The sequence below is a fragment of the Arthrobacter vasquezii genome (assembly GCF_029455255.1).
Taxonomy (GTDB): domain Bacteria; phylum Actinomycetota; class Actinomycetes; order Actinomycetales; family Micrococcaceae; genus Arthrobacter_D; species Arthrobacter_D parietis.
In genome coordinates, this window is sequence record NZ_JAROKN010000001.1 from 64,090 (window position 1) to 89,035 (window position 24,946).

At 58.7% G+C, this 24,946-nt stretch carries 21 protein-coding genes; 8 read left to right on the forward strand and 13 right to left on the reverse strand.

The window, feature by feature from the left end:
- The first annotated feature begins 96 nt into the window (after window positions 1-96).
- The 4 genes from P4U43_RS00325 (at window position 97) to P4U43_RS00340 (ending at window position 4,559) form a co-directional block, all read left to right on the forward strand.
- A complete protein-coding gene (locus P4U43_RS00325; protein ID WP_277357078.1) occupies window positions 97-1,236 on the forward strand; it encodes a Gfo/Idh/MocA family protein in 1,140 nt (379 codons plus the stop codon).
- A 71-nt stretch (window positions 1,237-1,307) separates the two neighbouring features.
- Window positions 1,308-2,090 carry a DeoR/GlpR family DNA-binding transcription regulator gene (locus tag P4U43_RS00330; protein WP_204534576.1) on the forward strand — a complete coding sequence of 261 codons (783 nt, stop codon included), beginning with the start codon at window positions 1,308-1,310 and terminating at the stop codon, window positions 2,088-2,090.
- Between the two features lie 99 nt (window positions 2,091-2,189).
- Window positions 2,190-3,467, forward strand: coding sequence for a hypothetical protein (locus P4U43_RS00335; protein WP_277356940.1), 1,278 nt, complete (start codon window positions 2,190-2,192; stop codon window positions 3,465-3,467).
- Window positions 3,468-3,533: 66 nt separating this feature from the next.
- Window positions 3,534-4,559 carry an endonuclease NucS domain-containing protein gene (locus P4U43_RS00340; protein WP_277357079.1) on the forward strand — a complete coding sequence of 342 codons (1,026 nt, stop codon included), beginning with the start codon at window positions 3,534-3,536 and terminating at the stop codon, window positions 4,557-4,559.
- On the opposite strand, the gene P4U43_RS00345 is transcribed toward P4U43_RS00340, so the two are convergent.
- From P4U43_RS00345 to P4U43_RS00355, 3 genes are all read right to left on the reverse strand, one after another.
- On the reverse strand, window positions 4,556-4,777 hold the full coding sequence (locus P4U43_RS00345) for a glycosyltransferase (protein ID WP_277356941.1): 222 nt from the start codon (window positions 4,775-4,777) through the stop codon (window positions 4,556-4,558). The genes P4U43_RS00340 and P4U43_RS00345 overlap by 4 nt on opposite strands.
- A 64-nt stretch (window positions 4,778-4,841) precedes the next feature.
- Complete coding sequence (locus P4U43_RS00350; RefSeq protein WP_277356942.1) at window positions 4,842-5,177, reverse strand: nuclear transport factor 2 family protein; 336 nt, start codon at window positions 5,175-5,177, stop codon at window positions 4,842-4,844.
- Between the two features lie 3 nt (window positions 5,178-5,180).
- Window positions 5,181-6,743, reverse strand: a complete 1,563-nt coding sequence (locus P4U43_RS00355; protein WP_277356943.1) for an amino acid permease — start codon at window positions 6,741-6,743, stop codon at window positions 5,181-5,183.
- 246 nt (window positions 6,744-6,989) lie between these two features.
- Between P4U43_RS00355 and P4U43_RS00360 the strand changes: the two genes are divergently transcribed.
- Both P4U43_RS00360 and P4U43_RS18040 read left to right on the forward strand, forming a co-directional pair.
- Complete coding sequence (locus tag P4U43_RS00360) at window positions 6,990-8,306, forward strand: FAD-dependent monooxygenase (protein ID WP_277356944.1); 1,317 nt, start codon at window positions 6,990-6,992, stop codon at window positions 8,304-8,306.
- Complete coding sequence (locus P4U43_RS18040) at window positions 8,303-8,446, forward strand: aromatic-ring hydroxylase C-terminal domain-containing protein (RefSeq protein ID WP_404800670.1); 144 nt, start codon at window positions 8,303-8,305, stop codon at window positions 8,444-8,446. The genes P4U43_RS00360 and P4U43_RS18040 overlap by 4 nt, the downstream gene beginning before the upstream one ends.
- Here P4U43_RS18040 and P4U43_RS00365 read toward each other — a convergent pair.
- On the reverse strand, window positions 8,443-9,198 hold the full coding sequence (locus P4U43_RS00365) for a DUF4230 domain-containing protein (RefSeq protein ID WP_277356945.1): 756 nt from the start codon (window positions 9,196-9,198) through the stop codon (window positions 8,443-8,445). The two genes, P4U43_RS18040 and P4U43_RS00365, sit on opposite strands and share 4 nt — an antisense overlap.
- Window positions 9,199-9,252: 54 nt before the next feature.
- Here P4U43_RS00365 and P4U43_RS00370 point away from each other — a divergent pair, with 54 nt between their 5' ends.
- Together P4U43_RS00370 and P4U43_RS00375 are read left to right on the forward strand one after the other, a co-directional pair.
- The gene (locus P4U43_RS00370) at window positions 9,253-9,516 is read left to right on the forward strand and encodes a ribbon-helix-helix domain-containing protein (protein ID WP_277356946.1); all 264 of its coding nucleotides are present in this window, start codon (window positions 9,253-9,255) and stop codon (window positions 9,514-9,516) included.
- A 67-nt stretch (window positions 9,517-9,583) separates the two neighbouring features.
- Window positions 9,584-9,766: a hypothetical protein gene (locus tag P4U43_RS00375; protein WP_277356947.1), complete on the forward strand. Its 183-nt coding sequence runs from the start codon at window positions 9,584-9,586 to the stop codon at window positions 9,764-9,766.
- Window positions 9,767-9,929: 163 nt separating this feature from the next.
- Here P4U43_RS00375 and P4U43_RS00380 read toward each other — a convergent pair whose 3' ends face one another.
- The 9 genes from P4U43_RS00380 to P4U43_RS00420 form a co-directional block, all read right to left on the reverse strand.
- Complete coding sequence (locus P4U43_RS00380) at window positions 9,930-11,732, reverse strand: alpha/beta hydrolase family protein (protein ID WP_277356948.1); 1,803 nt, start codon at window positions 11,730-11,732, stop codon at window positions 9,930-9,932.
- 198 nt (window positions 11,733-11,930) lie between these two features.
- Window positions 11,931-12,668 (reverse strand): hypothetical protein, encoded by a 738-nt coding sequence (locus P4U43_RS00385; protein ID WP_277356949.1) that lies wholly within the window; start codon window positions 12,666-12,668, stop codon window positions 11,931-11,933.
- A gap of 188 nt (window positions 12,669-12,856) precedes the next feature.
- A complete protein-coding gene (locus P4U43_RS00390) occupies window positions 12,857-13,228 on the reverse strand; it encodes a hypothetical protein (protein ID WP_277356950.1) in 372 nt (123 codons plus the stop codon).
- A 248-nt stretch (window positions 13,229-13,476) separates the two neighbouring features.
- Window positions 13,477-14,556, reverse strand: a complete 1,080-nt coding sequence (locus P4U43_RS00395) for a PDDEXK family nuclease (RefSeq protein ID WP_277356951.1) — start codon at window positions 14,554-14,556, stop codon at window positions 13,477-13,479.
- A 157-nt stretch (window positions 14,557-14,713) separates the two neighbouring features.
- The gene (locus P4U43_RS00400; protein ID WP_277356952.1) at window positions 14,714-15,391 is read right to left on the reverse strand and encodes a DUF6308 family protein; all 678 of its coding nucleotides are present in this window, start codon (window positions 15,389-15,391) and stop codon (window positions 14,714-14,716) included.
- Between the two features lie 521 nt (window positions 15,392-15,912).
- Window positions 15,913-16,362 carry a very short patch repair endonuclease gene (locus P4U43_RS00405; RefSeq protein ID WP_277356953.1) on the reverse strand — a complete coding sequence of 150 codons (450 nt, stop codon included), beginning with the start codon at window positions 16,360-16,362 and terminating at the stop codon, window positions 15,913-15,915.
- 96 nt (window positions 16,363-16,458) lie between these two features.
- Window positions 16,459-17,823: a DNA cytosine methyltransferase gene (locus P4U43_RS00410; protein ID WP_277356954.1), complete on the reverse strand. Its 1,365-nt coding sequence runs from the start codon at window positions 17,821-17,823 to the stop codon at window positions 16,459-16,461.
- Between the two features lie 119 nt (window positions 17,824-17,942).
- Complete coding sequence (locus P4U43_RS00415; RefSeq protein WP_277356955.1) at window positions 17,943-23,528, reverse strand: hypothetical protein; 5,586 nt, start codon at window positions 23,526-23,528, stop codon at window positions 17,943-17,945.
- A gap of 8 nt (window positions 23,529-23,536) precedes the next feature.
- The gene (locus P4U43_RS00420) at window positions 23,537-24,778 is read right to left on the reverse strand and encodes a hypothetical protein (protein ID WP_277356956.1); all 1,242 of its coding nucleotides are present in this window, start codon (window positions 24,776-24,778) and stop codon (window positions 23,537-23,539) included.
- Window positions 24,779-24,946: the final 168 nt, after the last annotated feature.

The following is a 24,946-nucleotide window of genomic DNA, read 5'->3' on the forward strand; positions in this document are numbered from 1 at the left end:
ATATACACACGCTATGTGTGAAAAACAACACATTTGGTATAGTGATGTTGGGGATGCAACGATTCCCCAACTCAACGTAGAGAAATGGAGCAGCACATGTCTTTGCCTGCGGAAACGGTCCGAACGATTCGTTACGGCCTTATCGGAGCCGGTCACATGGCCCGCGAGCATGTCCGGAACCTCGCCCTGATCCCGGGAAGCCGGATCACTGCCGTCTCCGATCCCACGCCGTCTTCCCTGGAAGAGACTGCAGCTGAGATCGGCTACGACGTCCACACCTTCCCCACGCATCAGGAACTGCTGGCTTCTGGACTGGTGGACGCCCTTGTCATTGCCAGCCCCAATGACACGCACCTGCCCATCCTGAAAGACATCTTCAGCAGCGGCACCAACTTGCCCGTACTGGTGGAGAAGCCGGTATGCACCACCGCGGAGCAAGCTGATGAACTGGAAAAGTTGGCCGCGAATTACCCGGCGCCTGTGTGGGTTGCCATGGAGTACCGCTACATGCCGCCGGTCCAGGAAATCATCCAGGCTGCGCATGAGGGGAAGCTCGGCAGCATTCACATGCTGTCCATAGTCGAGCACCGGTTCCCATTCCTGCATAAAGTGGACGTCTGGAACCGCTTCGCCGAACGCACCGGCGGCACGCTGGTGGAAAAGTGCTGCCACTTCTTCGATTTGATGCGCCTGATCCTGCAGGACGAGCCCACCCGCGTCTATGCCAGCGGCGGCCACGATGTGAACCATATGGATGAGGTGTATGACGGCCGCGTCTCAGACATGATCGACAACGCCTACGTGATTGTCGATTTCAAGGGCGGCAAGCGTGCAATGTTGGAGCTTTCCATGTTCGCTGAAGGGTCGAAGTTCCAGGAACGTATCTCGATCGTCGGTGATGCGGCCAAGATCGAAACACTCATTCCGGTGGCGGGCAGTCACTGGATCGAGGGCGATGAAGCCGAGGCAACCGTGGAGTTCAGCCCGCGCTCACCGTTGGGACCCGAGAAGCACGAAGTGCCGGTAGATGAGGCGGTGTTGGCGGCGGGCGCCCACCATGGCTCCACGTACTATGAGCACCTTGGCTACCGCAAAGCGATCTTGGGAGAAGGCCCGGTTGATGTGACCGTCGCTGACGGCCTGCAGTCTGTGCGTATGGGTCTTGCTGCAGAACAGTCCATTGTCGAGGGACGCCCCATTGAGCTGCTGAGTGCGACTGTTGGTGCTCGAAAGTAAGTAGTCTTGTGTTGGAAATACAACACTCCGCCAAGTCGATGGTCGGCTCAGACGGCAGGAAAGAGGGGGCCATGAGCATCGCACGAGAAGAGGTGCCGTTGACACCTCGTCAGCGAACCATCCTGGATGAGTTGGGCCGAAAAGGATTTATTTCCACCGCAGACCTGGCGGGCACATTTGCGGTGTCGGACATGACAATTCGCCGTGACACCCGGGCACTGTCCAATTTGGGCCTGGTCAGGGTGGTTCACGGCGGAGTCAGTGCCGTTCAAGGCCACGGCCAGAACGCTGATTTCGCGGCGAGAATCCAGGAAGACGCCGCCGCAAAGCAGCGTGTGGCCAGAGCCTGTGTAGACCTCATCGGGGAACGTGACGCGGTCATCCTGGATGCCGGAACAACTGTTTACCAGATTGCACAGGAGCTACCCGTGTCCTTCATGGGTACCGTGATTACCCATTCTGCGCCGGCTATTCAAAGGTGCTTGCAGCTGACTTCTGCACGCACGATCTGCCTGGGCGGTGAACTGTTGCTGGACAGCCAGGCGTTCAATGGGCCCATGACGGTCAGCGCCGCCGAAGGCCTCCGGGCAAGGACGGCGTTCATCGGGGTCAGCGGCATCCACGATGAGGCGTTCTATATCGAACGCGATGTGGAGCGAGCAACCAAGCTTGCGCTGATGGCTTCCGCCGAGCAGGTCGTGGTGGTTGCCACACATCAAAAAATGCTGCGGTACGCACTGGCTAAGTTGGCGGCCTTTGATGCGGTAGACGTCCTTGTGACCGATTCACCGCCTCCGCCGGAGATCGAGGCGGCCCTGCGTGCGGCCGATGTGCGGTTGATTGTGGCGGCATGACCGGGCTCCTGAGGGTGTGCCTTCCGGACCGGAGATTACTGGAAGCGTTGAGCCCATGGACGGCGTCGAATTCCTCCCCATAGCTGTTTAGATTGATCCATGAATGAACACCCCCAAAATATCGGGATCTTTGTGTCTGGCAATGAAGCTGCAGTGGTCGGCCCTTCGGACCTTGTGCAGAAATTCATGGACGAACTGAGCATCAACCCGGATTTGGCGGGGAATGCCAAGAAGGCGACTTTGAACGCTGTGGCGGCGGCAGCCGGGCTCTCCGCCATAGGATCCTCGATGGCGGGCAAGACCTTCACCCTCACTGCTGATTCAGCTGACCTTGTCGAGAAGTTTCGCCATTTCGCCCCTGAAGGACCGCTGGCGGGCGTCATTCGCGGAGCGCAAGGGCGCATCGTGGGCCATGCGAAATTCGAGCCGGCGGCGGTCAATCCAATGGCTATGTCAAACGTCGCGATGCTCAGCGCTGCCGCTGCGCTGAAAGCTGCACTGGCTGACCTCGAACAGCTCGTGGAAGCAATGGACATCAAGCTGGACCGTCTGCTGTCCGATAACCGAGCGAAAGCGCTCGGCGACGTTCAGGGCATTACGCAGGTACTGGAGAAGGCCTACTCGCTCTATGAAGAAACCGGGCGCATCAGCGAGACCACCTGGGCACAGGTCTCCGGTCATGCGACAGCGCTGGCCCAAGCAAGTTCGCACGCCCTGAATCAGTTGGACGTTATCGCTGACTCCCTCAAGAAGGGTAGTGCGGGTGAGCGAGCAGACGCGGCGAAGCACGTCTCTGGTTCCGAACTCCGCTCGTGGTTGGTGCTACTTGCTGCGTGCCAGGCGAATCAGACGCGACTGGACACATTGGAGATTGTTCACGCGGCTCGCAGTGCGCCAGAAGATCTGGAGTTTCACAGGGCTGCCACTGAACGTGCAGCGGCCCAGCAACATGAACTAGCTGGGCTTAGAATGCAGCGTCTGAATGACGCTGTTGCGGACACTGCAAGCATTAATGACTTCTCGCGGGTGATCAATCCCCTACGTAGCAGGTCAACGCTGAACGCCGTCGAGATCATTGTGAAAATCGTGCGACAGTTTGCCGCCATCTATGGTCTCGAGGATCTTGTCTACGGAACTGTCGAGCGTGAATCCTGGCGTAAATCCTTGAGTGATCTAAAGGGTCAAACACGCCAGGTCCTCGGTTCGGTTGCACAATCGGTGCCCGAGACGGTTGGGAAGGCCAAACCTCAGATCAAGAAGCTCGGGGAGATTGATCTTGGCCGTCCCAAATGGGCGAGGAGAACGAAAGCCGATGAACCGAAGCAGCTTGAGTCGACGCCTGACGACCCTGAAGCTTTCACGCCCAACGAAGGATGAACGATGCCGCTAGAGATGAAACTTTGGCGAGTCGACGACCGACCCCAGCGAATCGCTCCACAGACAATGCCGTTGGAATCCAAGCTCGAGAAGTTGATACTCGATGAGCCCGAAATTCTGGAAACGAAGTTGCTGCTCTTGGGTAGCCAGGTCCCCACGAAGTACGGCAAATTTATCGATGTGTTGGGCGTAGATGCCGAGGGCGTCCTTCACATTCTGGAGCTCAAGCGTGACCGAACGCCCAGAGACGTAGTGGCACAGACGCTCGATTACGCTTCCTGGGTGCAAGAACTAGGAAATGATGATGTACGGGAGATTTTCGAGCGTACAAACAGCGGCATGGTTTTTGATGAGGCGTTCGCGGATCGCTTCGAGGGTGCACCGGTACCCGATGATCTAAATTCTGCTCATGTAATGACGATCGTCGCTAGCGACCTTGATGCAGGTACCGAACGGATCGTCTCCTATCTCAATAGATTTTACAACGTGCCGATCAACGTGATGAAGTTCGGCTACTTCAACGACGACGGGCATGAATATCTGGCCAGGACTTGGCTGGTCGATGAAGCAACGGCAGCGCCCGCTGCCACTTCGGGTCGAAACAAGTCCACGAAGGCCGCCTGGAATGGGACCGATTGGTATGTGGCATTCGGCGATGATCACTCGCGATCGTGGGAAGACGCACGTTCATATGGATTTGTATCGGCTGGCGGCGGTGATTGGTACTCCAAGACGTTGAAGAGTCTTCCCCAGGGAGCAAGAATCTCAGTACACGTCCCGAAACGGGGCTACGTCGGAGTTGGGATAGTTCTCGGCGCTGCTGTACCTGCGGATGAAGCCCGCCTGACAATAAACGGTGAAGAACGCGCCTTCCGATCGCTAGACCTCACCCGGAGCTATCGGCATGCACAGTCGGATAGTGAGAACGTTGCCGAATACGTCGTTCCGGTGCGCTGGCTTTCAACGGTCTCGCTGGACGAAGCATTTTGGCGCCAAGGAATGTTCGCCAACCAAAACAGTGCGTGTAAGCTGCGGAATCAATTCACAATTGAGGAGATCTCGAAAGCATTCTCAATTCCTGATGCGGACTAGCTCGCACTACGTGGGGCGCCGGCTTTCCTTCTTTCGTCGAAGTCGGCCTCGGGTGGCAGTGGCAGGAAGGTGGCACCGGAGGCGGTAACGCGGTCGGCGAAGCGTTGGCCGGTGAGGAAGCGGACGGAGTGGCCGCGATTCACGAGGCCGGCGGCGACCGCGAGCATCGGGACAACGTGACCGGTGATGGGGCAGGAACAAACAAGTACCGATGCCATGACGAGCTCCTGATCGGACGGATGCGTGTTCCCAGTAACCACCCGGTGCCTTGGGAATTTCTGGTTAGACCGCTCCCCCGAAGTACACCTCGACCTCGTGGACGAGTCCGTCCCGTACGCGGGTGGCTTCGACGTTGCGGTAGGTGCGTCCGGTGACGGTGTACTCGTACCGGTGCAGCACGACGCCGTCGGCCTCGACGATCTGCAGGGTTGTTGCCGGTGTATCGAAGTGGTCAGCGGTCGGGAAGCATCGCTCGAGCCAGGTGTCGCGGTCGAGGTGGTCGTCCTGCGGACTGGTGAAGGTGAAGTCGTCCGCCATCAGAGACAAAGCGAGGCGTTCGTCCTGCTCACGGAAGGCGCGCATGAATTCGAGCACGGTGTCCTGCGGCGTACGAGTCATGAGCTACCGGTCGTCGTCGTTAGGCGGGATGCCCGCTCCCCCCAGCCCGACGTCGGTCCGGCGCTGCTGCTCCGGCATCCCAGCGTTGTAGCCGGGACCGCCGGTGACCATGATGCTGCGCTTCCGCGAGTACAGGAAATACACCGCGATACCGATAGCCATCCAGGCGAAGAACCGGAGCCAGGTGCCGCCGGTGAGGTTCAGCATGAGGAAGAAGCACAGCGCGATGGCGATGATCGGCAGCACCGGCACGAATGGAACACGGAAGGACCGCTTGAGGTCAGGACGGGTGCGGCGCAGGATGATCACGCCGAGTGCCACCAGCATGAACGCGAACAGCGTGCCGATATTGACCAGCTCCGCCAGCGTTGACAGCGGCACGAAGGTAGCGATGATTGCGATGACAATTCCGGCCAGCAGCGTGAACCGGTAGGGCGTTCCGAACTTAGGATGCACCGCACCCAGCGCCGGCGGCAGCAGCCGGTCCCGGCTCATCGCGAAGCCCACCCGGGTTTGTCCGAGCAGCAGAATCATAGCGACGACGATCAGACCGATACAGGCACCGATCGCCACCACGTTGCCCATCCAGGTGACACCGACGGCGGTGAAGGCGGTGGCCAGCGGGGCGCCGTCGGCTGGGTCGATGTCGGTATAAGGACGGATCCCGGTGATGATCAGCGAGACCGCCATGTAGAGCACGGTGACGATGGCGAGGGAACCGAGAATGCCGATCGGCAGGTCCCGCTGCGGATTGCGTGTTTCCTCCGCTGTGGTGGCGATGACGTCGAACCCGATGAACGCGAAGAACACCAGAGCCGCGGCCGCGAACACGCCGCCCAGCCCATACACCGTGGGCTCCAGCCGGAAGAGCGTCTCCACCAGCGGCACGTCGAGGACTCCTGCTTCAGAAGGTGCAGTGCCCTCACTCGGCGGGATAAATGGCGACCAGTTGGCCACGTTGATGAAGAAGAGGCCGACGATGATCACCAGCAGCACCACAGCCACCTTGATCGCCGTGACCACCTGATTAATGCGGCTGGACAACTTGATGCCGGTCATGAGCACAACGGTCAGGCCGAGGATGAGCAGCCCAGCCGGTAGGTTCATCACTCCGGTATCGACTGAGGCGATGGCTTCGGGGATCGCGAACGGGGTGCCCTGCAGAACCACGCCGAGGTACTGGCTGAACGACGTCGCCAGAGCCGCAGAGCCAACCGTGAACTCCAACACGAGGTCCCAACCGATGACGAAGGCCACCAGCTCACCGAGCGTCGCGAACGAGAAGGTATAGGCACTGCCTGCCACGGGCACGGTCGAGGCCAGTTCGGCGTAGCAAATCGCACTCAGCCCGGCGACAACACCGGCGATGAGGAAGGAAAGCGCGACGGCGGGACCCGCGTTCGCGCCGGCGGCCTGCCCAGTGAGCACGAAAATTCCGGCACCGATACACACGCCGACGCCGAAAACGATGAGGTCGAGCGCGCCGAGGCTCTTCTTGAGCTGGTGCCCCGGCTCCTCGGTGTCGCGAATGGACTGCTCGATGGATTTCGTACGGAACACACTCATGGCCTGACCCCTTGCTCTGGGACTGTGACTGCTCTCACTTACGTCTGGCTTGAGCACGATTCTATGCCCGTGGACGGGACTTACAACCGGTGGGTGAGAAGGGAGATGCGGGAAGCGTTCGATCGTCCTTCCATTTCCAATGTACCGCTGGCAAGGGGGCTTGCGGCAAGACCCCGGTCATGCCTCACACTGGCTCGGATGCACCCGAACGGTGCACCGTAGAAAGCACGAAGAGGCGGGGTTGAAATGGCTGACGTGATTATCGCCGGAGGCGGTCCAACCGGGATGATGTTGGCCGGTGAGCTCGCTCTGGCTGGAGTGGACGCGGCGATCATCGAGCGCCGCCCGACGTCGGAACTGGTGGGTTCCCGTGCCGGCGGCTTCCACTCGCGGACCATCGAGATCCTCGATCAACGCGGGATAGCCGACCGGTTCCTCGCCGAGGGCCAGCCCGTCCAGGCGGCATTCTTCGGATCCACGATGCTCGACATGAGCGACTTCCCTACCCGCCACCCGTACACGCTCGGCCTGTGGCAGAACCGCATCGAGCGGATCATGGCCGGCTGGATCGAGGAACTCGGTGTGCCGGTCCGTCGCGGGCTGGAGGTCGTCGGCTTCGCGCAGGACGACGACTGGGTCGACGTTCACCTCTCCGACGGCAAGCAGCTGCGCGCTCAATACCTGGTCGGTGCCGACGGCGGACGAAGCACCGTCCGCAAGGCCGCGGGCATCAAGTTTCCCGGCTGGGATGCGACGAGGAGCAGCCTGATCGCCGAAGTCGAGGTGACCGAGGAGACGCCGACAGCTATGCGCATCGACGAGGTGGGCGTCCACGGCCTGCACCTGATGGAGGACGGGCGAACCACTCGCGTAGTCGTGACAGAGAAGCACCTCGGACCGGCAACCGAACCTACCCTGGCTGACCTCTCCACGGCACTGACAGACATCTACGACACCGACTTCGGAGTCCACTCCCCGACCTGGATCTCGCGGTTTACTGACGCAACCCGGCAGGCTGCGAACTACCGAAGCGGACGCGTGCTGCTCGCCGGCGACGCCGCACACATCCATTCGCCCTCGGGCGGTCAGGGCATCGGGCTCGGGATCCAGGACGCCGTGAACCTCGACTGGAAGCTCGCGTTGGTAGTCAAGGGCACCGCGCCGAACAGCCTGCTCGACTCCTATCACGCCGAACGGCACCCCACCGCTGCCCGCGCGTTGAGGCACACGATGGCTCAGGCACTCATGCAGAAGGCCGACCCGCGCGTCGGCGCACTGGCCGACACAGTCGCCGACTTGCTCACGATCGACGAAGCCCGCAAGCGAATAGCAGGACTCATTTCCGGCCTCGACGTTCACTACGACGTCGGCGAAGGCCACCCGCTGCTCGGTCGCCGCATGCCCGACCTCGACATCGTCACCGCCGAAGGGCCGCGGCGCATATTCACGTTCCTGCACAAAGCCCGTCCGGTGCTCCTCAACCTCGGTGAGCCAGACAGTATCGCTGTGGGCCCGTGGGCGGACCGGATGCAGTTAGTAAACGCCAAGTACGACGGCGAATGAACCTTCCGGTGATCGGTCCTGTCAGTTCTCCTACCGCAGTGTTGATCCGGCCCGACGGGCATGTGGCCTGGACGGGAGACGGAACTCCGGCCGGGTTGAAGAACGCACTAGCTAGGTGGTTCGGGTCTGCTCTGGGCTAGTTGGGTGCGTCTTCTAAGAAGGTGACGTCAATTCCAAGCGCCCCGAACATGCCGGTCAGCATGGTTTTGGTGTTATCGGCAGCCTGCTTCCGCAGCTCCGACTCCTCTGCGGCAGCCTCCATCTTCGTTTCGGCGAGCTTGTAGAACTCTTCCTGCTCGGGCGTGTCGAACGCATCCACGATCCTTGTGAAAAGCCCGCGCTCCTGATCGAAGATGTGAGACCGGTCAAAGTCCAGGTTGGGCTTGTCGAGTTTCGCCTCGGGCAGCCGGACAGTCACAGCCTTACCGTCCGCAGACAGCTTCAAGTCCTCGTCGGCGAGTCCGGACAGATCGACGTGTGAGTTGACGGTGCCTGCCGCGACAAACAATGTTCGTTGACCGGAGAGAAACGCAGGCCCCCAGCCGTCATCCTCCTCAAGTTCGACCACCACCTCGAAATTGCCGACCGCGCCGTGGTATTGGCTGATCTCCTGTATGGATTTCAGCAGCACGGGCTGGCTTCGGTCGATCTGGCCCGCCTCACTCTTCTGAAGCCCAGCCACATTTACGGCACCGAAGACTGCGAACACGACAACAATTGCGCAAACCAGCGTGATCGCGCCGCGTTTGAAGAATTTGATGATGATCGGCCCCTTCAGCCCTTGAAACGCCCAGGGGTCGTTCCTGTCTTTTCGCCCATCCAACGGGTGCCGGATGGCGGATTCAGGCTTAGTGTAGCGCCTAAGTTCAACTCGGCTAAGGGCCCCGCGCATACAAGGCCAACGCGAGCCTTGATTGCTCTCACAATTACGTATTACGATATAGCCATGAGTGCAGAAGAGACGATCAACGGCGTGCCGGTCTCCGAAGACCAAATCGGGAAATGGGCAGCCGAGGCCGAACCCGGTTACGACGTTGAAGCATTGAAGAAACGTAGCCGCGGACGCCCGGGGCGGGGCGCCGAGCCCTCACAAGTCGTAGCGCTTCGTCTCACTTCGGAGGAGCTCGCCGCTATCGACGCTCGGGCGGCAAAGGAAGGAAAGACTCGTTCCGAGGTCATCCGCGAAGCGCTGACCACTTTCGCTGCATGAAGGTTCACGAATCCGCGCTCAATCAGGCGCATGAACATTTCGGTGATGTGATACCCGATGCCTAAGGGTGGCGGAAGCGAAGGTCGCGAAGGGTGGAGCGCGAACGGACATCTCGACGGACGAAGTCGCCCACACCCTCTGGGTGCTCACCTCCTATCAGTACGACCTTCTGGTGGCGGAGGCCGGGTGGTCAGAGAAGCGGTACCGCGCATGGCTGGAACGAGTGGTTGTCGAGGCGGTGCTGATGTGACCATCCATCCGAATGGTGGGAAGGAACTGACGCTGACCCGGAAGCCTTCGCTGTCCGGTTGCTGCAGAGAGCCGACGTCATCGATTCAGTCGACACTCGGCCGGACTTACCAGAGCTACCTAACAGAACCGACACTTTTGACAGCAACCGGACCGCAGAAACTTCAAACGGTCTCGTAGTGACTGCTAGTGGGAACGGGTGGCTCCAGGCCGTTGTCTCGCAAATACTTCAGTGCGCGTTCGATGGCGTCGATCTTTCGCTTGAGCTCTTTGAGCGCTGGGGCCGATTCATCCGAAAATTCGTCGAGCCGCTCATGTTCCCGTCGCACTTCAATTTCGGTCTCAACCAGCACCCTCCAAAGGCCGAAATCCGGCTCGAGGTGCTGTAGTTGGCGAAGAATTGCCGCAGCCAGCTGCCGCTGGACAACCGCTTCTAGCGTTTCCGCGGTGGTCCCAGGACTGGCTAGGCTGAACGCGATGCCGCCCCCGCCCGCCGTGATGAGGCTACCCGCGGTTATTAGCCCCCCGATCATCCCACCGGGCCCGAAGCTTGCCAGTGCACTGGTGATCACTGCGGCTCCAGCAAGACCTGCGCCTGCGGCAAGGGCCAGGCCACCCGTCGCCAAAACAATCGCTGCCGCCCCAGCGCCAAGAGCACCCCACCTGATCCAGTTTGCCCCGCGGCCTCCGCTCAGGGCCTCCTGCGCACGCTTTGCGGCCGTGAATACATCGGCACCATACTGGCTTCCCAATCCCATCTCTGCGCTGAGATCTTGCATGGCCTCCCGCCATCTGTCCTTCGAGATCGAAATCTCAAAGGGCCGAATGACGTTCTCGGCCGCGAGGACCGTCAATAGGACGACAGCTTCCTCCTTAGCGATATGGGCGCTCGGAAGCGGCTCCGGCAGCGTGGAGTCAGGATCGGAGAGGTCGAATGCGAGAGCTGCGACCGCCGACGGCATCATCCTGCCTTCTCTGGCATTCCGTCTCCTGATGTCGTCGACGACGGCGGCTTGCACTTGTCGGAGCGCGCCGGAGAAGCGATCCCGTTGGTCGCCTTCGAGTTTCATCCTCGCGAGGTGCGAGTACCTCAACGCCAGCAGAGCGAACACTTCCGGGGCGTCCATCGGGATGTCGAAACCCTTGTTGATGTCCGCGAGCTCTTTCGACCTGGATCCGAACAGAGCGAAGCCAATGGCTGCGCCTACAGCGTCGTCGCTGAGGTATTCCACAGCATTGTGGACGCGAGGGCTCATTCTGGTTTGTATTCGGAAATCAATCATCCAGGAGAAGACAGATGACACACCGCGGTGGGCGGCCACAGGGTCGCGACCGTTCCAGAAATTCACCCACCATGCCAGGTTCGTTGGCGGTTCCTTCAGGGTCTCCCGGAGTTTGTCGATGTCGAACTTGCCGTTCGCCAGCGGGCTCCCGATCGTCACCATGCCCGCAACATCGAGGCCGACAGGCAGGCGTCGCACTATGTCGGCGGCGATTACGGAGCCGAGGCTATGACCGACAATCACTATCCTCCCCGACTCCGGCAGCTTGTTAAGAACGCGATTCAGCACCTGCGCGCGAATCTGCGGATTACTCATGTAATTGCGCGCTTGTATGAAAGGGGCCAACCCGACAGCGAAGTTGACCACAGCGTCACCTGCGATATGACCGTTGCCTCGATCGTGACGACCCAACCTAAACTCGAGAGCTCCGATCCGACGTTCGAAGTCCCGGCGGTTCTTCTTAGCCGCGTCGCGAACAGGCTGCTTAACCGTCAAGGGTGGAAGTGACTCGTTGTCATCGAAACCCTTCAGTGCGTGCGCATACTTAGGCGAAATCACGCGCACCGAGTCCAGCTCAGGGAATCCAAGGCGGCCCAGAACGTCGGCGAGGCCTACCCTCCAGTTGTCTTCTTGGTCGCCATCTCCAACGCCATGCAGGAAGAGCAAGATCGGTTCATTCGACAAGAAAACTCCATTCGTTGCCCGCCACCTGGGCAGGGACACGCAAGGCTGAATGCACGAGACTTTTTGGCAAGCTTAGCGATTCAAATCGGAACTACCTGCGAGGGACACCTTGAGGTAGCGCGAGTCGACATTACTTACATCCCAAAATTTTGCCCAGCGGCTTATGGGATGGTTCCCCTCACGGGCCGAGCAGGTCCACTACGGAACACCGGCAGCCCGTTCCGCGGCTTTCAATGTATGGGAGAAGCGGTTCACAGCGAGCTTATAGTTGGCTGAAATACCAGCGGTTCTCTCCTGCTCGGCGGCACGCATAGCCCTGATCATGGCCGCAGTAGGTGGGAAAGAGGCATCAGACATCATCGGAAAATCGAACTGTCGCTGAGGGTCCAGCTCATAGGTGAGCCAGCGCCGCTTCAACAGATCGTGACGGGCCGCAGTTGTCCCGTGCTCGGTGACATCCGATAAGGAGAGGTTCGCCAACAACTCGGTGTCCGCACCAGTTGACTGGGACACTTTCGCGACAGCCTCGATGTGGCGACCAAGTGCCTCTTCCGTTCCCAAGGTCGATAGGGAAACGCCCTCATGGGTGAGCTGTGAGTTGAACTGGTAGGCGCGTATCTCCGTCGGCGTCATGCAGTCCAGCTCACTGGAAGCCTTCCGAGAAATCTCTCGGGAGCCATACCGGGTTGCTACGCTGCTACGAGGGATGGGGTAGAGGTACTTGCCGCCGGCGAAGCCAGTAACGACGGCTATCCAAAACACCAAATCAGGAGAATCCAAGGAGACTGCCGCGACGGCGGCGCCCACCGTACATGCAGCATGACCACCTGTGAAAACCATCTTGGTTCGGCCAAGCCGGTACACACGGCGGGGAAGATCCAGTTGTTTTTCGTGGAAGGCCTTGAGCCTGTCCACCCATTCACCAGCCTTATTCACTAGTCACGCTCCTTGGTAATGATGATCACGGCACTCCAATCGGCGCGAACACCGGAGACGTGGAGTGTCTCGCGCCCGGCCCTCGGTCAACCCTGACGCCGGTGGAAGACTTGATTGGGCAAGGCCCTCACTCACCAAAGATACTTTGCCGAGAGTTCACGGTGATGCAGACGATAGCTTCGGTCCAGTCACCACCATTGGTGGCGGCACTCGGCGTTCTGGCAGGCCCACTCAGGCACCCCATGCTCGACCTTGCCCGTCGCCGTGTAGACACGCTGTTGATATTCGATGCAGCAACCCGCAAAGTACGTTTCGGGCGACTCTTCATACGCATCCGGACCAACCATCCCGTAGGCAATCGGCCATGATTCGCCACCGCATACCGGGCACTTCTTGAGCCGCTTCCGCCGCGGCTTCTTCTCTGCTGGTTCCATGCGCACACCATACGGTTCGGCACTGACAATGTTGTGATTGCAGCATTTCACGAGCGCGACTCCCACCATCGCGGCCGCCCGGACGGCTTCTTCGAGGTGAGGTGCCAGCAACGACAGCGCTGGCATGGATAGACCGCAACCGGAACCTTGCTGCGCGTGGTATTTCGGCGGGCGATCGCGTGAAGAGCGCAGCGGGCTGTCCGGACGGACGGGTGTTTGAATTTGGTGCAGTCGGCCATGCGACAGTCCTTTTCAGAAGTAGTCGCATGGGTCTATACCCGCACTTGGACGCCGCTTATCTACGGACGGCCCGTAATTCACTCGAAGTGATTGGTCACAACATAGCCGAGACAGGCAGTGCTCAGCAACCGAAACTACTCACTGCAGAGTCGGCTGAGCGCCTCAACCAAATGCTGCACGTCCCCATCGGACAGGTCCGACAGCCGCACGTTCGGCCGCCTGTTCGAATAGGAACCGCGGAGAGTTTGGGCCGCGCTATGCGCGACAGAAACCGACCCGAGTTGATCAAGGAACTCTTCGAATCGTCGTTTGGCCTCGACATCCCGGTTAAACGCCGCCGCGCCACCCGTGAAATTGAACTCGATGGAGGTTGAGTTCCCGGTGTAGTGATACACGTAGACCGTACCGACAACGTCGCCTGACGGAAGCACTATCTGCAGCCCGCCTGCCGGTACGTCCGACTTGATACCGACCGACGATCCCACGAATGGAATGTCCACCTCCGCAGCGCCATCAACCAACGCCTCAAAGCGAGCCAGGTTGCCGGCGTCGTTCTCTTCGACCCAGCGACGATTCTGCTCGAGCGTCCAACGCTCCTTGTTCTTTTCTGCGACCGCGATCTTCTCTTCGGCCAGCTCCAACCCATACGTGCGCGGTATCAGTACTTCGACCCCAGACCCATACATTCGCGTGTACTCGACAGCAATCACCGATGTCTGTGGCCCAGACATCGCGTTGAGATACCCAACCATGCGCTTCAGCGACGAGTTGATCGCGTCTACGGCAAGCACAATGCGGAAGCACCCCTCACGCAGATTCCCACCGACCGCGTCGCGGACTTCCGGATCCCCGAACGTATCTTGCAGCGTTCGCTTCCTGCCAAGCTCCCAACGACGCTCGAACTCCTCAATGTGCATGTTGAAGAAGCCCGATGCGTAGTCGAACATCTGGCCCACGATTACTCTGCGGATGTCCTTATTGGTGGCGAGCTTGCATTCCACGAGGGTCAGAGTGCCGGCCGGATCCACGACGACGATGTCAGCCGGCCCTGCACCCGACTGAAATTCGCGACTGGCGACCGCTCCAGCGCCAACACCGGGAATCAATTGCGGGTGCTCAACGAGGATTCGCTGGAGATCCGCTTCGTAACCGAAACCGCGCTCAACCGGTTCAAGCCATTGTCCACCGTCAGTGCGCACCAATATCTCGCTCATGACCAACTCCGTCTCACAAAGCTCTGGTTAACCCACTGTGAGCGTCATGAGGGAGGAGCACAACCATGCGATGGTCACCGGGAGGAGATGGAAGCCTTACAGCGGCACAGGCGATGCCGAGGTGCTCTGGCAATCTGGTATTACTCCTCAGGAAGTCTTACTCGGCGGGGTCGTCGTTCAAGACTTTCAAACCCTTCCGCTTGCCATCCATCCACAGAGCAACGTCCATGATGCGAAGCCCCGACAGTTTCTCCGGTGCACCGGACTTCCGGCGGATGGTCTCCAATCGCTGGTGTAAATCGTTTCCATCGGCAAGGGCCTCGTGCCACACTTGCCACTGGCAGCCGGAGTGCTTGAGCCCCATGAGCGGGCCGACTACCGAGTCATAGATGGGTATCAACTTCGGACGCTTCCGCGCCAAAATTTTGCTCGCCGTGGTCTGGCCGACACCCCACTTGCCGTGCCGCTTCCCCCGAACCAAATCCCACAATTCGGTGGCAGGGCTGTCCGGCGCGTTAAGCACTTCGATATCTGCGTCGGCGAGATCCAGGTCGGTCGGAATAGCTTCAAGCAGCTCCGACACACGGGCCGCATGTGTCTCGAGCAAACCAATCGCTGCCTGCGGTTTTATCTCAACTGAGAGAAAGGAGACGGCGATCAGGTCATCAGCGGTCACCTTATTCGCTATTGCAGGAGCATCGCCTCCACCAGCCCAATCGTCGAAACGGCTGCCGCTCCGCGGCCGTCCGTGTTTGAACGTGTCCTTGTAGTATGCGCGCACCAGGTCCGCCGCTGCATCGGTCTGCTCTGCCTTGAGAATGTCGGGTAGACCCATCATCACTCCTTTCGTAGACTTCCAAACTTCCAACCTCGCTCCTCGTACCCGCTGACCCTAGCCGACCCAGGTGACCCCGCGCGCCCTGCGCGCCGGAACACTATCGGACGAGCCCCGACTCTTCAATACGCAGCTTCCCCGCCAGCAGCGCATCCCGTACAGCTTCTTCGAGTCGTTCACCGATTCCTGTAGTAACCCGCTTCCCGCCAAACGTTCAGACGTGACCCCTTCAGATTTTCCCACTCGAAGCCGTGCGCGTCCCGGCAGATCGCCACGGTCTGCGTTGAGCCTGCCATTCTGTCCAATTCGCTCGCCGCCGACGAAATAGATGGACGGCTCAATGGTTGCGAAGCACTGCTGCACTCGCCGAGAGCAAATCGGCATGGCTCAGCAGCTGGCCAGCGTAGCCCTCAGACATCGGGCAACAGTCAAGCAGTGCAGATTTGCGCTTGGTTGAGATCAGCTACTGCAATCGAACGGATTAGCGCTTCTATCCGTTTCATGACGCATATCGGAGCCAGCTACAGCGGCTCTCGCCTCTGGGCGGAGAAGTTGTCCCTCACCTCGCCGAGGAAGGCTTCGATCTGGGCTAAGAGAACAGGATTGGCCCTGACTTCGCACTCCCAGACGTCGAGGTGGTTCCAGCCCAATTCCTCCAACTGTGTTCGCTGCTTAGAGTCGCGCTCCTGATTTCGACGCCGTTTGTCGGACCAGAACGCGGTATTAGATTTCGGTAGGCGGCTCCCCACCGGACAGTCGTGCCCATGCCAGAAGCACCCGTTCACGAAGATGACCTTTTTCCTACCCGGGAAAACTAAGTCTGGCCTCCCTGGTAGAGACCTATCGTGGAGACGATAGCGATAGCCATCAGCGTGTAAAGCGCGCCTGACCTGCAGTTCCGGCTTGGTGTCCTTGGATCGGATCTTCGCCATGTGAGCACTGCGCTGCGCCGAGGTCATGAAATCCGCCATCAAAAAAGCTTACCGGTCGCCGACTCCGCCGACGAAGGCTCCGATCAGCTTCATTCAGGTATGCGGTGCAGCCACCGTTGGTTTTCTACCTCAGGATCAGGAAAATAACAACTCGTGCAGCCTGCGCCCAATAGCAAGGGCGAGCCAAGGTGATACCGCATTCCCCACCTGAGAATACTGCGGAACCTCAGTCCGTCGCCTATCGGAACCGGTGGTCTCCTTGCCGAGAAACTCGAAGTCGTCCGGGAACCCCTGGAAGCGGGCCATCTCTCGAACCGTAAAAACCCTTGGCTCCAGCGGATGCACATAATCGTCTGGAAGGGTTACGACTGTGCGAGCAGGCTCTCCCCAGGCGAGAACCTTTTGGGAGTGCTTTCTCGTAGCTAAACTTTGCGCGAGGTCGATAAGGTCATCGAGAGATTCAGCCAAGCGAACGCCATCTGGTGATATCGCTGGCAGCGGTGCGTTCAATAAGCGGTGCTTGAGCAGCAGCTTCGATTCGGTCTCTGGGAGTCTGGCGGCTTGGCTCAACATGCGTTGATCGAGGCGGTTCAGCGAAAGGTACTGGTACAAGCGGAACCTTTGTGTCGTTCGATCATTGTGCCTACGCCGAATGTGGTTCCCTGCGTTCTCGCCGGGACCTTTCCTCCCGTACTTGAACGCGGCGGAAAGCGATATCGCGTAGTCGCCTAAGCCAGCAGGGTCACTATCCCGCAACATTAAGTCTCCAACGGCATCACCCACAGATCTCATCTCGGACATCAGGCTCGTGGGCCTAGGTGCCAGTGCTGGAATGTCTTCACCGACTTGGTCTACAAATCCTGAACGCCAAGTTTCATTCGTTGCTGTCACGCCCCGACCAGCAGCAACGTCACTCCTAAGGGCGATAATAAGCAACCGAGGCCGGTGCTGGGGCGCTCCGTAGTGAACGGCATTCACGTGGACACCCTGAACTACATAGCCATCGCCCGTCTCAGTAAGGGCTTGCTGCAGCTGATGGAAGGAAGACAAATCTCCCGCGGCGAAGCTTCTGTCCATGCCGACCACATTCTCAATGACCACTGCTCGCGGTCTGGTCGCACTGACGAACTTCAGATATTGCCATGGAAGCTCATTCCGAACGTCGGCAGGATTGCGCCTCCCAGCTAATGAGAAGCCCTGGCACGGGGGCCCCCCGACGACAAGATCCAGTCCGTTCGCTCGAATGTCATCCATAGCCGCCACGTTCGCGAGCAGAACGCCGAGCTCCCGCACGAGTAAGCGGGCAGCTATTTGATTATCCTCACCGGAGGCTACGTATCGTTCCCATTGCCCAACATCGGACGCATCCCCTAGGAAGTTGTGGTAAAACGTACGTGCAGCCATATCGGATTTCTCGACGGCTAACACCAACTGGCCGCCAGAACGCTCGATACCTAGGGAGAGGCCTCCGCAACCGGAGAATAGATCAACGTATTTCATAGGGCTCCTATTCTCTCCCACCTAAGCACGTGCTTCCGACATCTCGTCCCTCCGCCCCAGACTGCGCGTCACCTCTGTAGGACAGAACCATCTGGTGTGCCTGGCAGGCTGACCCCTAGCTACTTGTCATTGCGGCCGGCCTCCTCGCCACTGATGAGCTTGAAGAACGGCACTTCTTCAATGAACTTTCCTGAGAAATTCAAAGAGCTATACAGCGCGTGGTGCACTTTCTGATTCGAGATCTTCCCCGCAATTTCCGCTGTTACGTTTGGCAGCCCTAGCTGCTGAAGCTCCTTCAACGTCACAGAAGGAACCTTGTGCAGAAACCACGTCAGCAGTGGCTGCCCGTAGTTACGTCCGTCCTTTCTGAAATGATCGAGGTACTGTGACGCAAGAATAACGCCGAACCCGAACTCCCGGCCCTGCAGCATTAAGTTCATTAGTACGGGGAAGTTGTACTTCATTATGTTGACTGCTTCATCTACGAGCAGGAAGGAATTTAGCCTTCTTAGTTGAGGAGAGCTCCCCATAAACGGCCACTTAGTGGCATTGAGCATGTAGTCGTAATACAGATTCAGGAACAGAACCACCAGGGCGTTCTTGCCGTTATCATCTGTGCCGAAATTGTTAAGGGCCACGATGACTACTTTGTCCGCCATCATGTCCTGGAATGACACCATCTCGCTTGGATCGTCGCTGAAAATTTCCCCAAGTATGAACGGTTTTAGGATAGACGTTACTGCATCTGGCTTCTGGTCTTCGCTGTACGCTGCCAGAACTTCAGCTAGCGTCGGAGGACCACCCTGCTTCTCCTTATAAAGATTGACGATGGAGGTGACCAAGCGATCCGTTTGGACCGGACCGATGTTGCCGTAGATCTTATCGAGCACGTCAGCGAATTGCTGCGCACGTTGGTATGCCGCGAGTGGGGAGTAGCCTTCGCGGAGAGCAAAGATGTTTATCGGAATGCGATAAGGTTTCAGCACCTTGCCGCCGACGGCATCCAAGAAATCGGGGGTTTGGAAATCCCTTTTGTAGTCGAAAACAAGCATCGACAGCGGCGTTTCCTGATTTTTCCGGCTCTCCTCCCGCAACTGATAGATGAGAGCTTTCAGTAGCTGAGTCTTTCCTGTGCCGAGGTCACCAACCACGCCGATATTCATCTGGTTCAATTCGGTATTGCTTGGCCAGTACTCCGCCGTAGAGTCTCCGAGTGTCCCCAGAACGCGTCCAACGCCGAAACGAACGCCAGCACCCCGGATGCCACCGTCGAAAGTGAGATCACCAGCTCCGTTGCTCCGTTCGTCTTCTTGCGTGCCATCCACCTGCTCGGATATCGGAGGTTCTGTCACGGAAGCAGGTTGGTCCCCTTCCAGTGGGGAAACATTCGTATATACGAGGCTGTCTCCATCATGCTCAAGATGATGATCAGCCGCCGCTTCGACAGTCTTGGATAACTCCCCCTGCATCTGCATCTGCTTGTGCGGATCAGGAGGGCTCACTTCTTCTGGTGAGCGAATCGTCAGGAGCGGGTCGATGGGATTCTCGAGCGACCACTTAATGAGGCCGTTCCATTCATGCACCAGTTTGCTTTGCGAGTCTGTGACTGCCTCGAAAGCGTGCCCTGCGTTCGCGGCGAGAAGACCGAACCCGGCTCCAGGTGATTCCCCGTCTGACGCCAGCGAATGAACGGCTCGAAAGTTCTCGCCCTGGGAGGTGGTGGCTTCATGCTTGAAGTAGCAAATCAAAGGCTGGCCAGTTCGCACTTTGAAGTTTCCGTTAACTAAGTTGTCTAGATGCCTCGCCAGAGCTTCGGGCTCGGCGCTGCCCCCTGGGCGCAGACGTATGGCCGCTTCGATTAGTGCGGCGAGCCCATTAGACCATAGTGCCTTATCAGCTGAATTACCGGCGTCGATACAACTCGAACTTTCACTCACACTGAGTAGCAATTCTTGCGTTGCTCGCACCTGATCCAACGGTTCATTCATTGCTGCGTCGGAGGGACCAGGCAAGTTGCCACTAGTGTCATCTGAGCCCAAACCATAAAATTTGATCTCTATTGGGGAAAGTGTGACACCCTCATCATTCAGGCGAACGATCAAAAGGTCCGCGCGACGCATCTGCGCGGAATGGTTCGTTCCCCGCGCCAAGGCCCTAAGGAAATTGTCGCAAGCGTCGATAGGCAATACGTAAGTGTTTTCAGCCTCCTCCGTGAGCCGGTTCATGAGAGCGAAGGCCAAGTAGAAACCTAGTGCGCCGGAAGCGTGGGTACCACCCATCGCCAACAGAGAAGATAAGCCAACCCCACGAGCGCCTAATTGGCCAAGCAAGTCGTCCAGCACGTCCTCGGTCACGCTGCCGCCTTGTGCCTTCGAGAGCATCTTCTTAATCTGGGCACGGAAACTTCCTGGCACTCTGGCCACGGACACGAACGGGCGTCGCTCCAGCAGCGGGACGTCCGCCGACGCATCTAGGAAAGGCGGGCGCCATTCCCACAACATCTGACTGCCACCGCTCGAGTGCTGGACGATCTCGGCCATCGCGCTTGGATTCATTAGCGCTTCGCCAGACACCGTCCAATCCGCCGAATCGTTCACCAAGTTTGCCTTGAACAACTTTGAGATGATCTGAGGGCTACTCGCGGCGCCTTCGACTAACCGGAGAGCCCGCGAAAGGGGCTCCCATCCAGTTTCCGGACGAAAAGTGGGATGCGAACTCGATGTGGATTTTGATGAGCCATTGCCCGTGACGGCTTCAAAGCGACGCAGAGGCGCATGCCCCAACACGCCAAGGTTTCGCCCTTGGCCCGATTGAACCTCAAGGTGCACGCCCGCATCTTGAAGGATACGTATATTGCACCTCTTCATGTTCGAGCTATCGGGGGCGTACCGCGACCAAGTAAGCGGAATGCCCTCCGCGGAACGCACCAGCCTAGCCATCTTCTCCCGAGGTGGCTCACCCGAACGACGATTGGAGTCCCAAATACGGGCCCCTCCGATTAGCGGGACATCAGGCCTCCCTGTCCATGCTTCGATTTCTCTCAGGACAGCATCATCGACTTCGTGAAGGCGGATTGACTCTGTGGAGGCGGACAAGTCGATGGTCAGCGTTGAAACGTGAGGGTTCATTTGACGGTAGCTACGTAAAGCAGCCGCAACGGCAGTCGCGTTCAGCCCGCTTGCCGCACTGCCAGGGGCTGGTCGATCGCCAACGTTATCAGGGGCCTTGAGCGGCTCCGCACCCTCGATCGAGGCTCGAACCAACATCGACCATCCTAGAAACAGCTGGTCATCACCCGTTTCCATCGGCACCGCAAGCATCCGGCCACTGGACATTTCCTTAGGGCCTAGAAGGGGAAAATTCCACCCTTCGACGGTTCCTGCAAGGTGCTCGGACCAAGCGGATTTCCACAATACGGATTCGACCCCCGCCAGCCACGCCAATCTGACGGGGTGCAGGGGACTAAGTAGAACTGCAGAGCATTTCGCAGCCGGTTCTGTCTCCCAGACACTGACGCTGAAAGGGTACGCGGCCCAGAAAACACCAGCAGGATCTCCGATCCAGCGAGCCTTCTCGACGAGGTCTGCATAAGCCGTCAGGTACCGCTTCAGTTCCAGTTCACGGTTTTCCCACAGATGCCGCCAGGAGGTTTTAGAAGGCCATTCAACGTACCCGGCGCCGTCGACGTCGAGGGTCTGCATAGCTCCCAACGGATCCAACTCTTTCAGCGCGGCACGGAATTCCTCCGCCTCAGCAGATAAGAGCACCTGATCGGGTATCTGGAAGTCAGTGATGTTCGCCCAGATCGTGGCCGTATTGCCGTTCATCAACAAGCCGCTTCTGGCGCTCAGGTCCTCCAGCGGGAACGCCCTGTCTGCCGGCATCGCTACGTGCCCCATGCACGTAGTCCAGTCCTTGCCGAAGACCTCTTCGGTGAGGAGCGACTCGTACATGCCTCGAAGAGATTGGAGGACGGTCGGATCCGGCCGATCCTTCGACACTCTGTTCTTATTCACTGCGGCGACGATGGGCGACTGAGGGGCCTCGCGACTCTCCGCTGCGCGAATCTCGAACGTAATGCCACCTACTACAACATTTGCCAAACTGACGGGGCTGGCATCTACCGCGAAGATGCCAGCCCGCCCATTCAGCAGTTGCATCTCCGATCCCTCGTAAAGGGGCGCATCCTTGAAAGAGGGACCGCAAACGATGTAGCGATACTGGGCTGCCCTTCCGTCCAAGGTGGCCCCAAAAATTCCACCCTCTGGGCTGGAGCCCACGTACTTCGGTTTTCCTGCTGCGCCCTTTGCCTTCAGGGGCAGGTATAGCAGTCCAGCGGAATCGATCGGCGCGAGGAACAAGTCGAATGACAGTGAAGCGTTCACTCGGCCTGAAAGAACGTCCCCTGCAGGTAAGTTGAGCTCAAAATGTATAATCCGAGACGGACTCTTGTTGCCTTCTCGCCGAATACGGCCAGTGGCCCACAGAGCACCGTAGCCGTCCAATTGCAGATCACCAGACCAGCTTGTCTTTGCCGCTTTAGTGGTGAAAGTAAGCCCCGTGGACTCAAGTTCATGAAGCGAAGGAAGCCCCGTGACGGGGATGCGCAGACGGATCTCTTCAGACGAGGCGCCATTGAGGTCGTCGTCGGGTACGGCAATTGCGACCGCAGCCGCGCCGGAATTACTCGGCCCGATAGTAGTAAGTGGCCTGCCGACGGAATCAGTTATCTCAAGGCGTGCCTTTGCAAAGTCCTCCCCCAAAGGTTCGACGAAGTCGCGATCCGTCAGGGCGCTCAACACCTCTGTGACGTCGGACCCGGGAGGGGAATAGTTAGCGAGGGCAACGGCTTGGTTGTCATCGGCAGCCATCTGGCTATCGATTCGCGACCAATCGATATCTTCGAGCGAAGCGACTCCCGGTTCGCGGCCGGGGATCTGGTTCAAAGCCTTTGCAGTTGCCGTGATCGTCCCTTCATCCGCCCAGTAGGACTGAAGGGCCTCGACAAACTTCTTCGCCGAATACTTAGAAGGACCTGACCCGAGCGGCCGTGGTAGGCGAAAAGCGGCATAGGTATAGCGCTCGAAGACCTCATCAACTGACAACTCCGGTGTTGCGAGCTTCGCGGTGCGGATTTTCTCAACAAGCCGAGTAAGTCCGATCCCGACGTGCCGGAACCAATAGGTATTCCAGCTTTCAGTGCCTTGGCGTAGCTCCTTGTGGATGCCGGTCAGAAGAACAAAGCAATCTGTAAGCCTTACACTTGCAAGCTTTGTATCCCAGCCATTCGTCGTGTCAATTTCAGTCAGATCCGCAACTTCCGCGATAGCTGCCTCGGCGACGGCTTGCAGTGATACCTCTTGGGCAGCGCCCTCGGGAAAATTTTGACCCAAGACTTCCCGGAAGGCCTGCACGAAAGATGCCAGATCGGGATGCTTACCAATAACTACTGCAAGTCGGTCATCTTGGCGGTACTTGATGGCGTTTTGAGCGGACACGCGTATACAGCGCGCATCGTCGCCATTCTCTTCACCTGCCGAAACAAGAATCGCGTAGGGCGGGACAGCCGGACGCAGCTGATTTGACCGTTCGACAATAGCGGCAGCGGTCTTATCATCTATCCCCTCGGGAAGGTATGCCGCTGTCAGCGTGTCCAATGAAGACAAGCAACGCCCCAGTACGGAACCAAACAATTCCAACTCCACAATGTCTCCTAGAAAGCACTTTCGATGATGACGCCGCGATCGGCATCCGCGCTGCCACGCGCCAGACCTGCTTTTTCGAGTAGCTGAATCAGATCGCCGGCCTCTGGCTTCAGCCCTAGTTCCTCTAGGCTCAGCATCAGTGTGGCCACATCGGAGGATCTTCCGGGTCCCTCACATGCAAGGCTGGCGACTACAGCCATCCACTCCGTCCCAGGTTCCACTGTCAAGAAACGCCCACTTGAACGCAGCAGTCCGTAATAGTCCGCGAATGGTCCCCCGGCGTCGCGCGTGAGCAGAGCGTATTTGACGGCCTCCCATGTATTTGCGGCGGATTTTTCGGCGCTGCCCAATGCCAACGTCAGGAGCACGTTAATGTCCTCATCGGCAGACATCGCCGCTAGCGCTGTGCCGAAATCCCCGCGAGCTGCCGAATTTGAGGCCAGCCAGTCTTCGAGAATTTTCCGGATCTTGTAGCCACGGTGCACACGCCAAGAAAGCAGAGGAGCCACATCTCTCACTGCGATCGATGAGCGACTCGACTTCCATGGGAGGATCTCCGGCACCTTCGCGCGGACATCACTCCATTCGCCGGGCTTTCCGCTCAGGACCCACCGAGCCAAAGCTTCGTACCAAGCAGCCTCCCAAAGGAAGCCCTGTCCAAGCGCGAGGCGGAGTACGGTGGTCGCCCAGTCAACCCAAACTCTGGCAGGAAGCGCCTCTACCCATTCGTCGCTGGTCAGCTTCCGCCATGCCTTGGCAAACCAAGAAAACGGCGTGCCCTCGAACAAACTCTCCTGATTGACCGGCGCCATCTGGACCAACTCAGGATCGATGTCCTCTATCCGTTCGGGATATCCCCCTCCAAGAAGTGCCGCTTTCGTCGCCTTATCGATGACAGACAGCAGGGGATCTATCTCGCAGCGTTTATTAGCGGCACTAAGCCAGAGGCGGGCAGCTGTAGTCCTTGAATCGTCTTGAAGACCCAGCCGAAACAGCGACTCGAGGATTCCCCCCAGATCTGGAGGGTTTTTGGTGCGTTGAAATCCGCGCATATCCTGCAACAACGCAAAAGCAGGCGTGATAGGACTCGCTGCTTGGCTTTTGCTCTTTTCTGCCTGCACTCCAGCGACGCTATTCAAAACTGCGACGGCCACATCGATCTCGTTTGTTGCATTATTCGCAAGTCCGAGAGCGCCCAGCTCGTGAACGAATTCAGCCAGTTTCTGACCTTCCGGGGCGGTCGATTTCACCTTAAGTGTCCGCGTCCCGGACGTCTCCGACCTGAACATGTACCCCACTGGGACGCCGTCTTCGCTTATCTCCTTTGTGCGATGGTCGTGGACCCGCCAGGCCAACGAGGAAATGAAAGCCTCGGGCACCGACACATATTGAGGGCGGTTCAAAGGAAGGATGATTAG

Excerpts from the sequence above, each read along its gene's own strand:
- P4U43_RS00325 (WP_277357078.1), top strand. The coding sequence starts at position 97 with ATGTCTTTGCCTGCGGAAACGGTCCGAACGATTCGTTACGGCCTTATC.
- P4U43_RS00330 (WP_204534576.1), top strand. The coding sequence starts at position 1,308 with ATGAGCATCGCACGAGAAGAGGTGCCGTTGACACCTCGTCAGCGAACC.
- P4U43_RS00335 (WP_277356940.1), top strand. The coding sequence starts at position 2,190 with ATGAATGAACACCCCCAAAATATCGGGATCTTTGTGTCTGGCAATGAA.
- P4U43_RS00340 (WP_277357079.1), top strand. The coding sequence starts at position 3,534 with ATGCCGTTGGAATCCAAGCTCGAGAAGTTGATACTCGATGAGCCCGAA.
- P4U43_RS00345 (WP_277356941.1), bottom strand. The coding sequence starts at position 4,777 with ATGGCATCGGTACTTGTTTGTTCCTGCCCCATCACCGGTCACGTTGTC.
- P4U43_RS00350 (WP_277356942.1), bottom strand. The coding sequence starts at position 5,177 with ATGACTCGTACGCCGCAGGACACCGTGCTCGAATTCATGCGCGCCTTC.
- P4U43_RS00355 (WP_277356943.1), bottom strand. The coding sequence starts at position 6,743 with ATGAGTGTGTTCCGTACGAAATCCATCGAGCAGTCCATTCGCGACACC.
- P4U43_RS00360 (WP_277356944.1), top strand. The coding sequence starts at position 6,990 with ATGGCTGACGTGATTATCGCCGGAGGCGGTCCAACCGGGATGATGTTG.
- P4U43_RS18040 (WP_404800670.1), top strand. The coding sequence starts at position 8,303 with ATGAACCTTCCGGTGATCGGTCCTGTCAGTTCTCCTACCGCAGTGTTG.
- P4U43_RS00365 (WP_277356945.1), bottom strand. The coding sequence starts at position 9,198 with ATGCGCGGGGCCCTTAGCCGAGTTGAACTTAGGCGCTACACTAAGCCT.
- P4U43_RS00370 (WP_277356946.1), top strand. The coding sequence starts at position 9,253 with ATGAGTGCAGAAGAGACGATCAACGGCGTGCCGGTCTCCGAAGACCAA.
- P4U43_RS00390 (WP_277356950.1), bottom strand. The coding sequence starts at position 13,228 with ATGCCAGCGCTGTCGTTGCTGGCACCTCACCTCGAAGAAGCCGTCCGG.
- P4U43_RS00395 (WP_277356951.1), bottom strand. The coding sequence starts at position 14,556 with ATGAGCGAGATATTGGTGCGCACTGACGGTGGACAATGGCTTGAACCG.
- P4U43_RS00400 (WP_277356952.1), bottom strand. The coding sequence starts at position 15,391 with ATGGGTCTACCCGACATTCTCAAGGCAGAGCAGACCGATGCAGCGGCG.
- P4U43_RS00405 (WP_277356953.1), bottom strand. The coding sequence starts at position 16,362 with ATGGCGGATTTCATGACCTCGGCGCAGCGCAGTGCTCACATGGCGAAG.
- P4U43_RS00410 (WP_277356954.1), bottom strand. The coding sequence starts at position 17,823 with ATGAAATACGTTGATCTATTCTCCGGTTGCGGAGGCCTCTCCCTAGGT.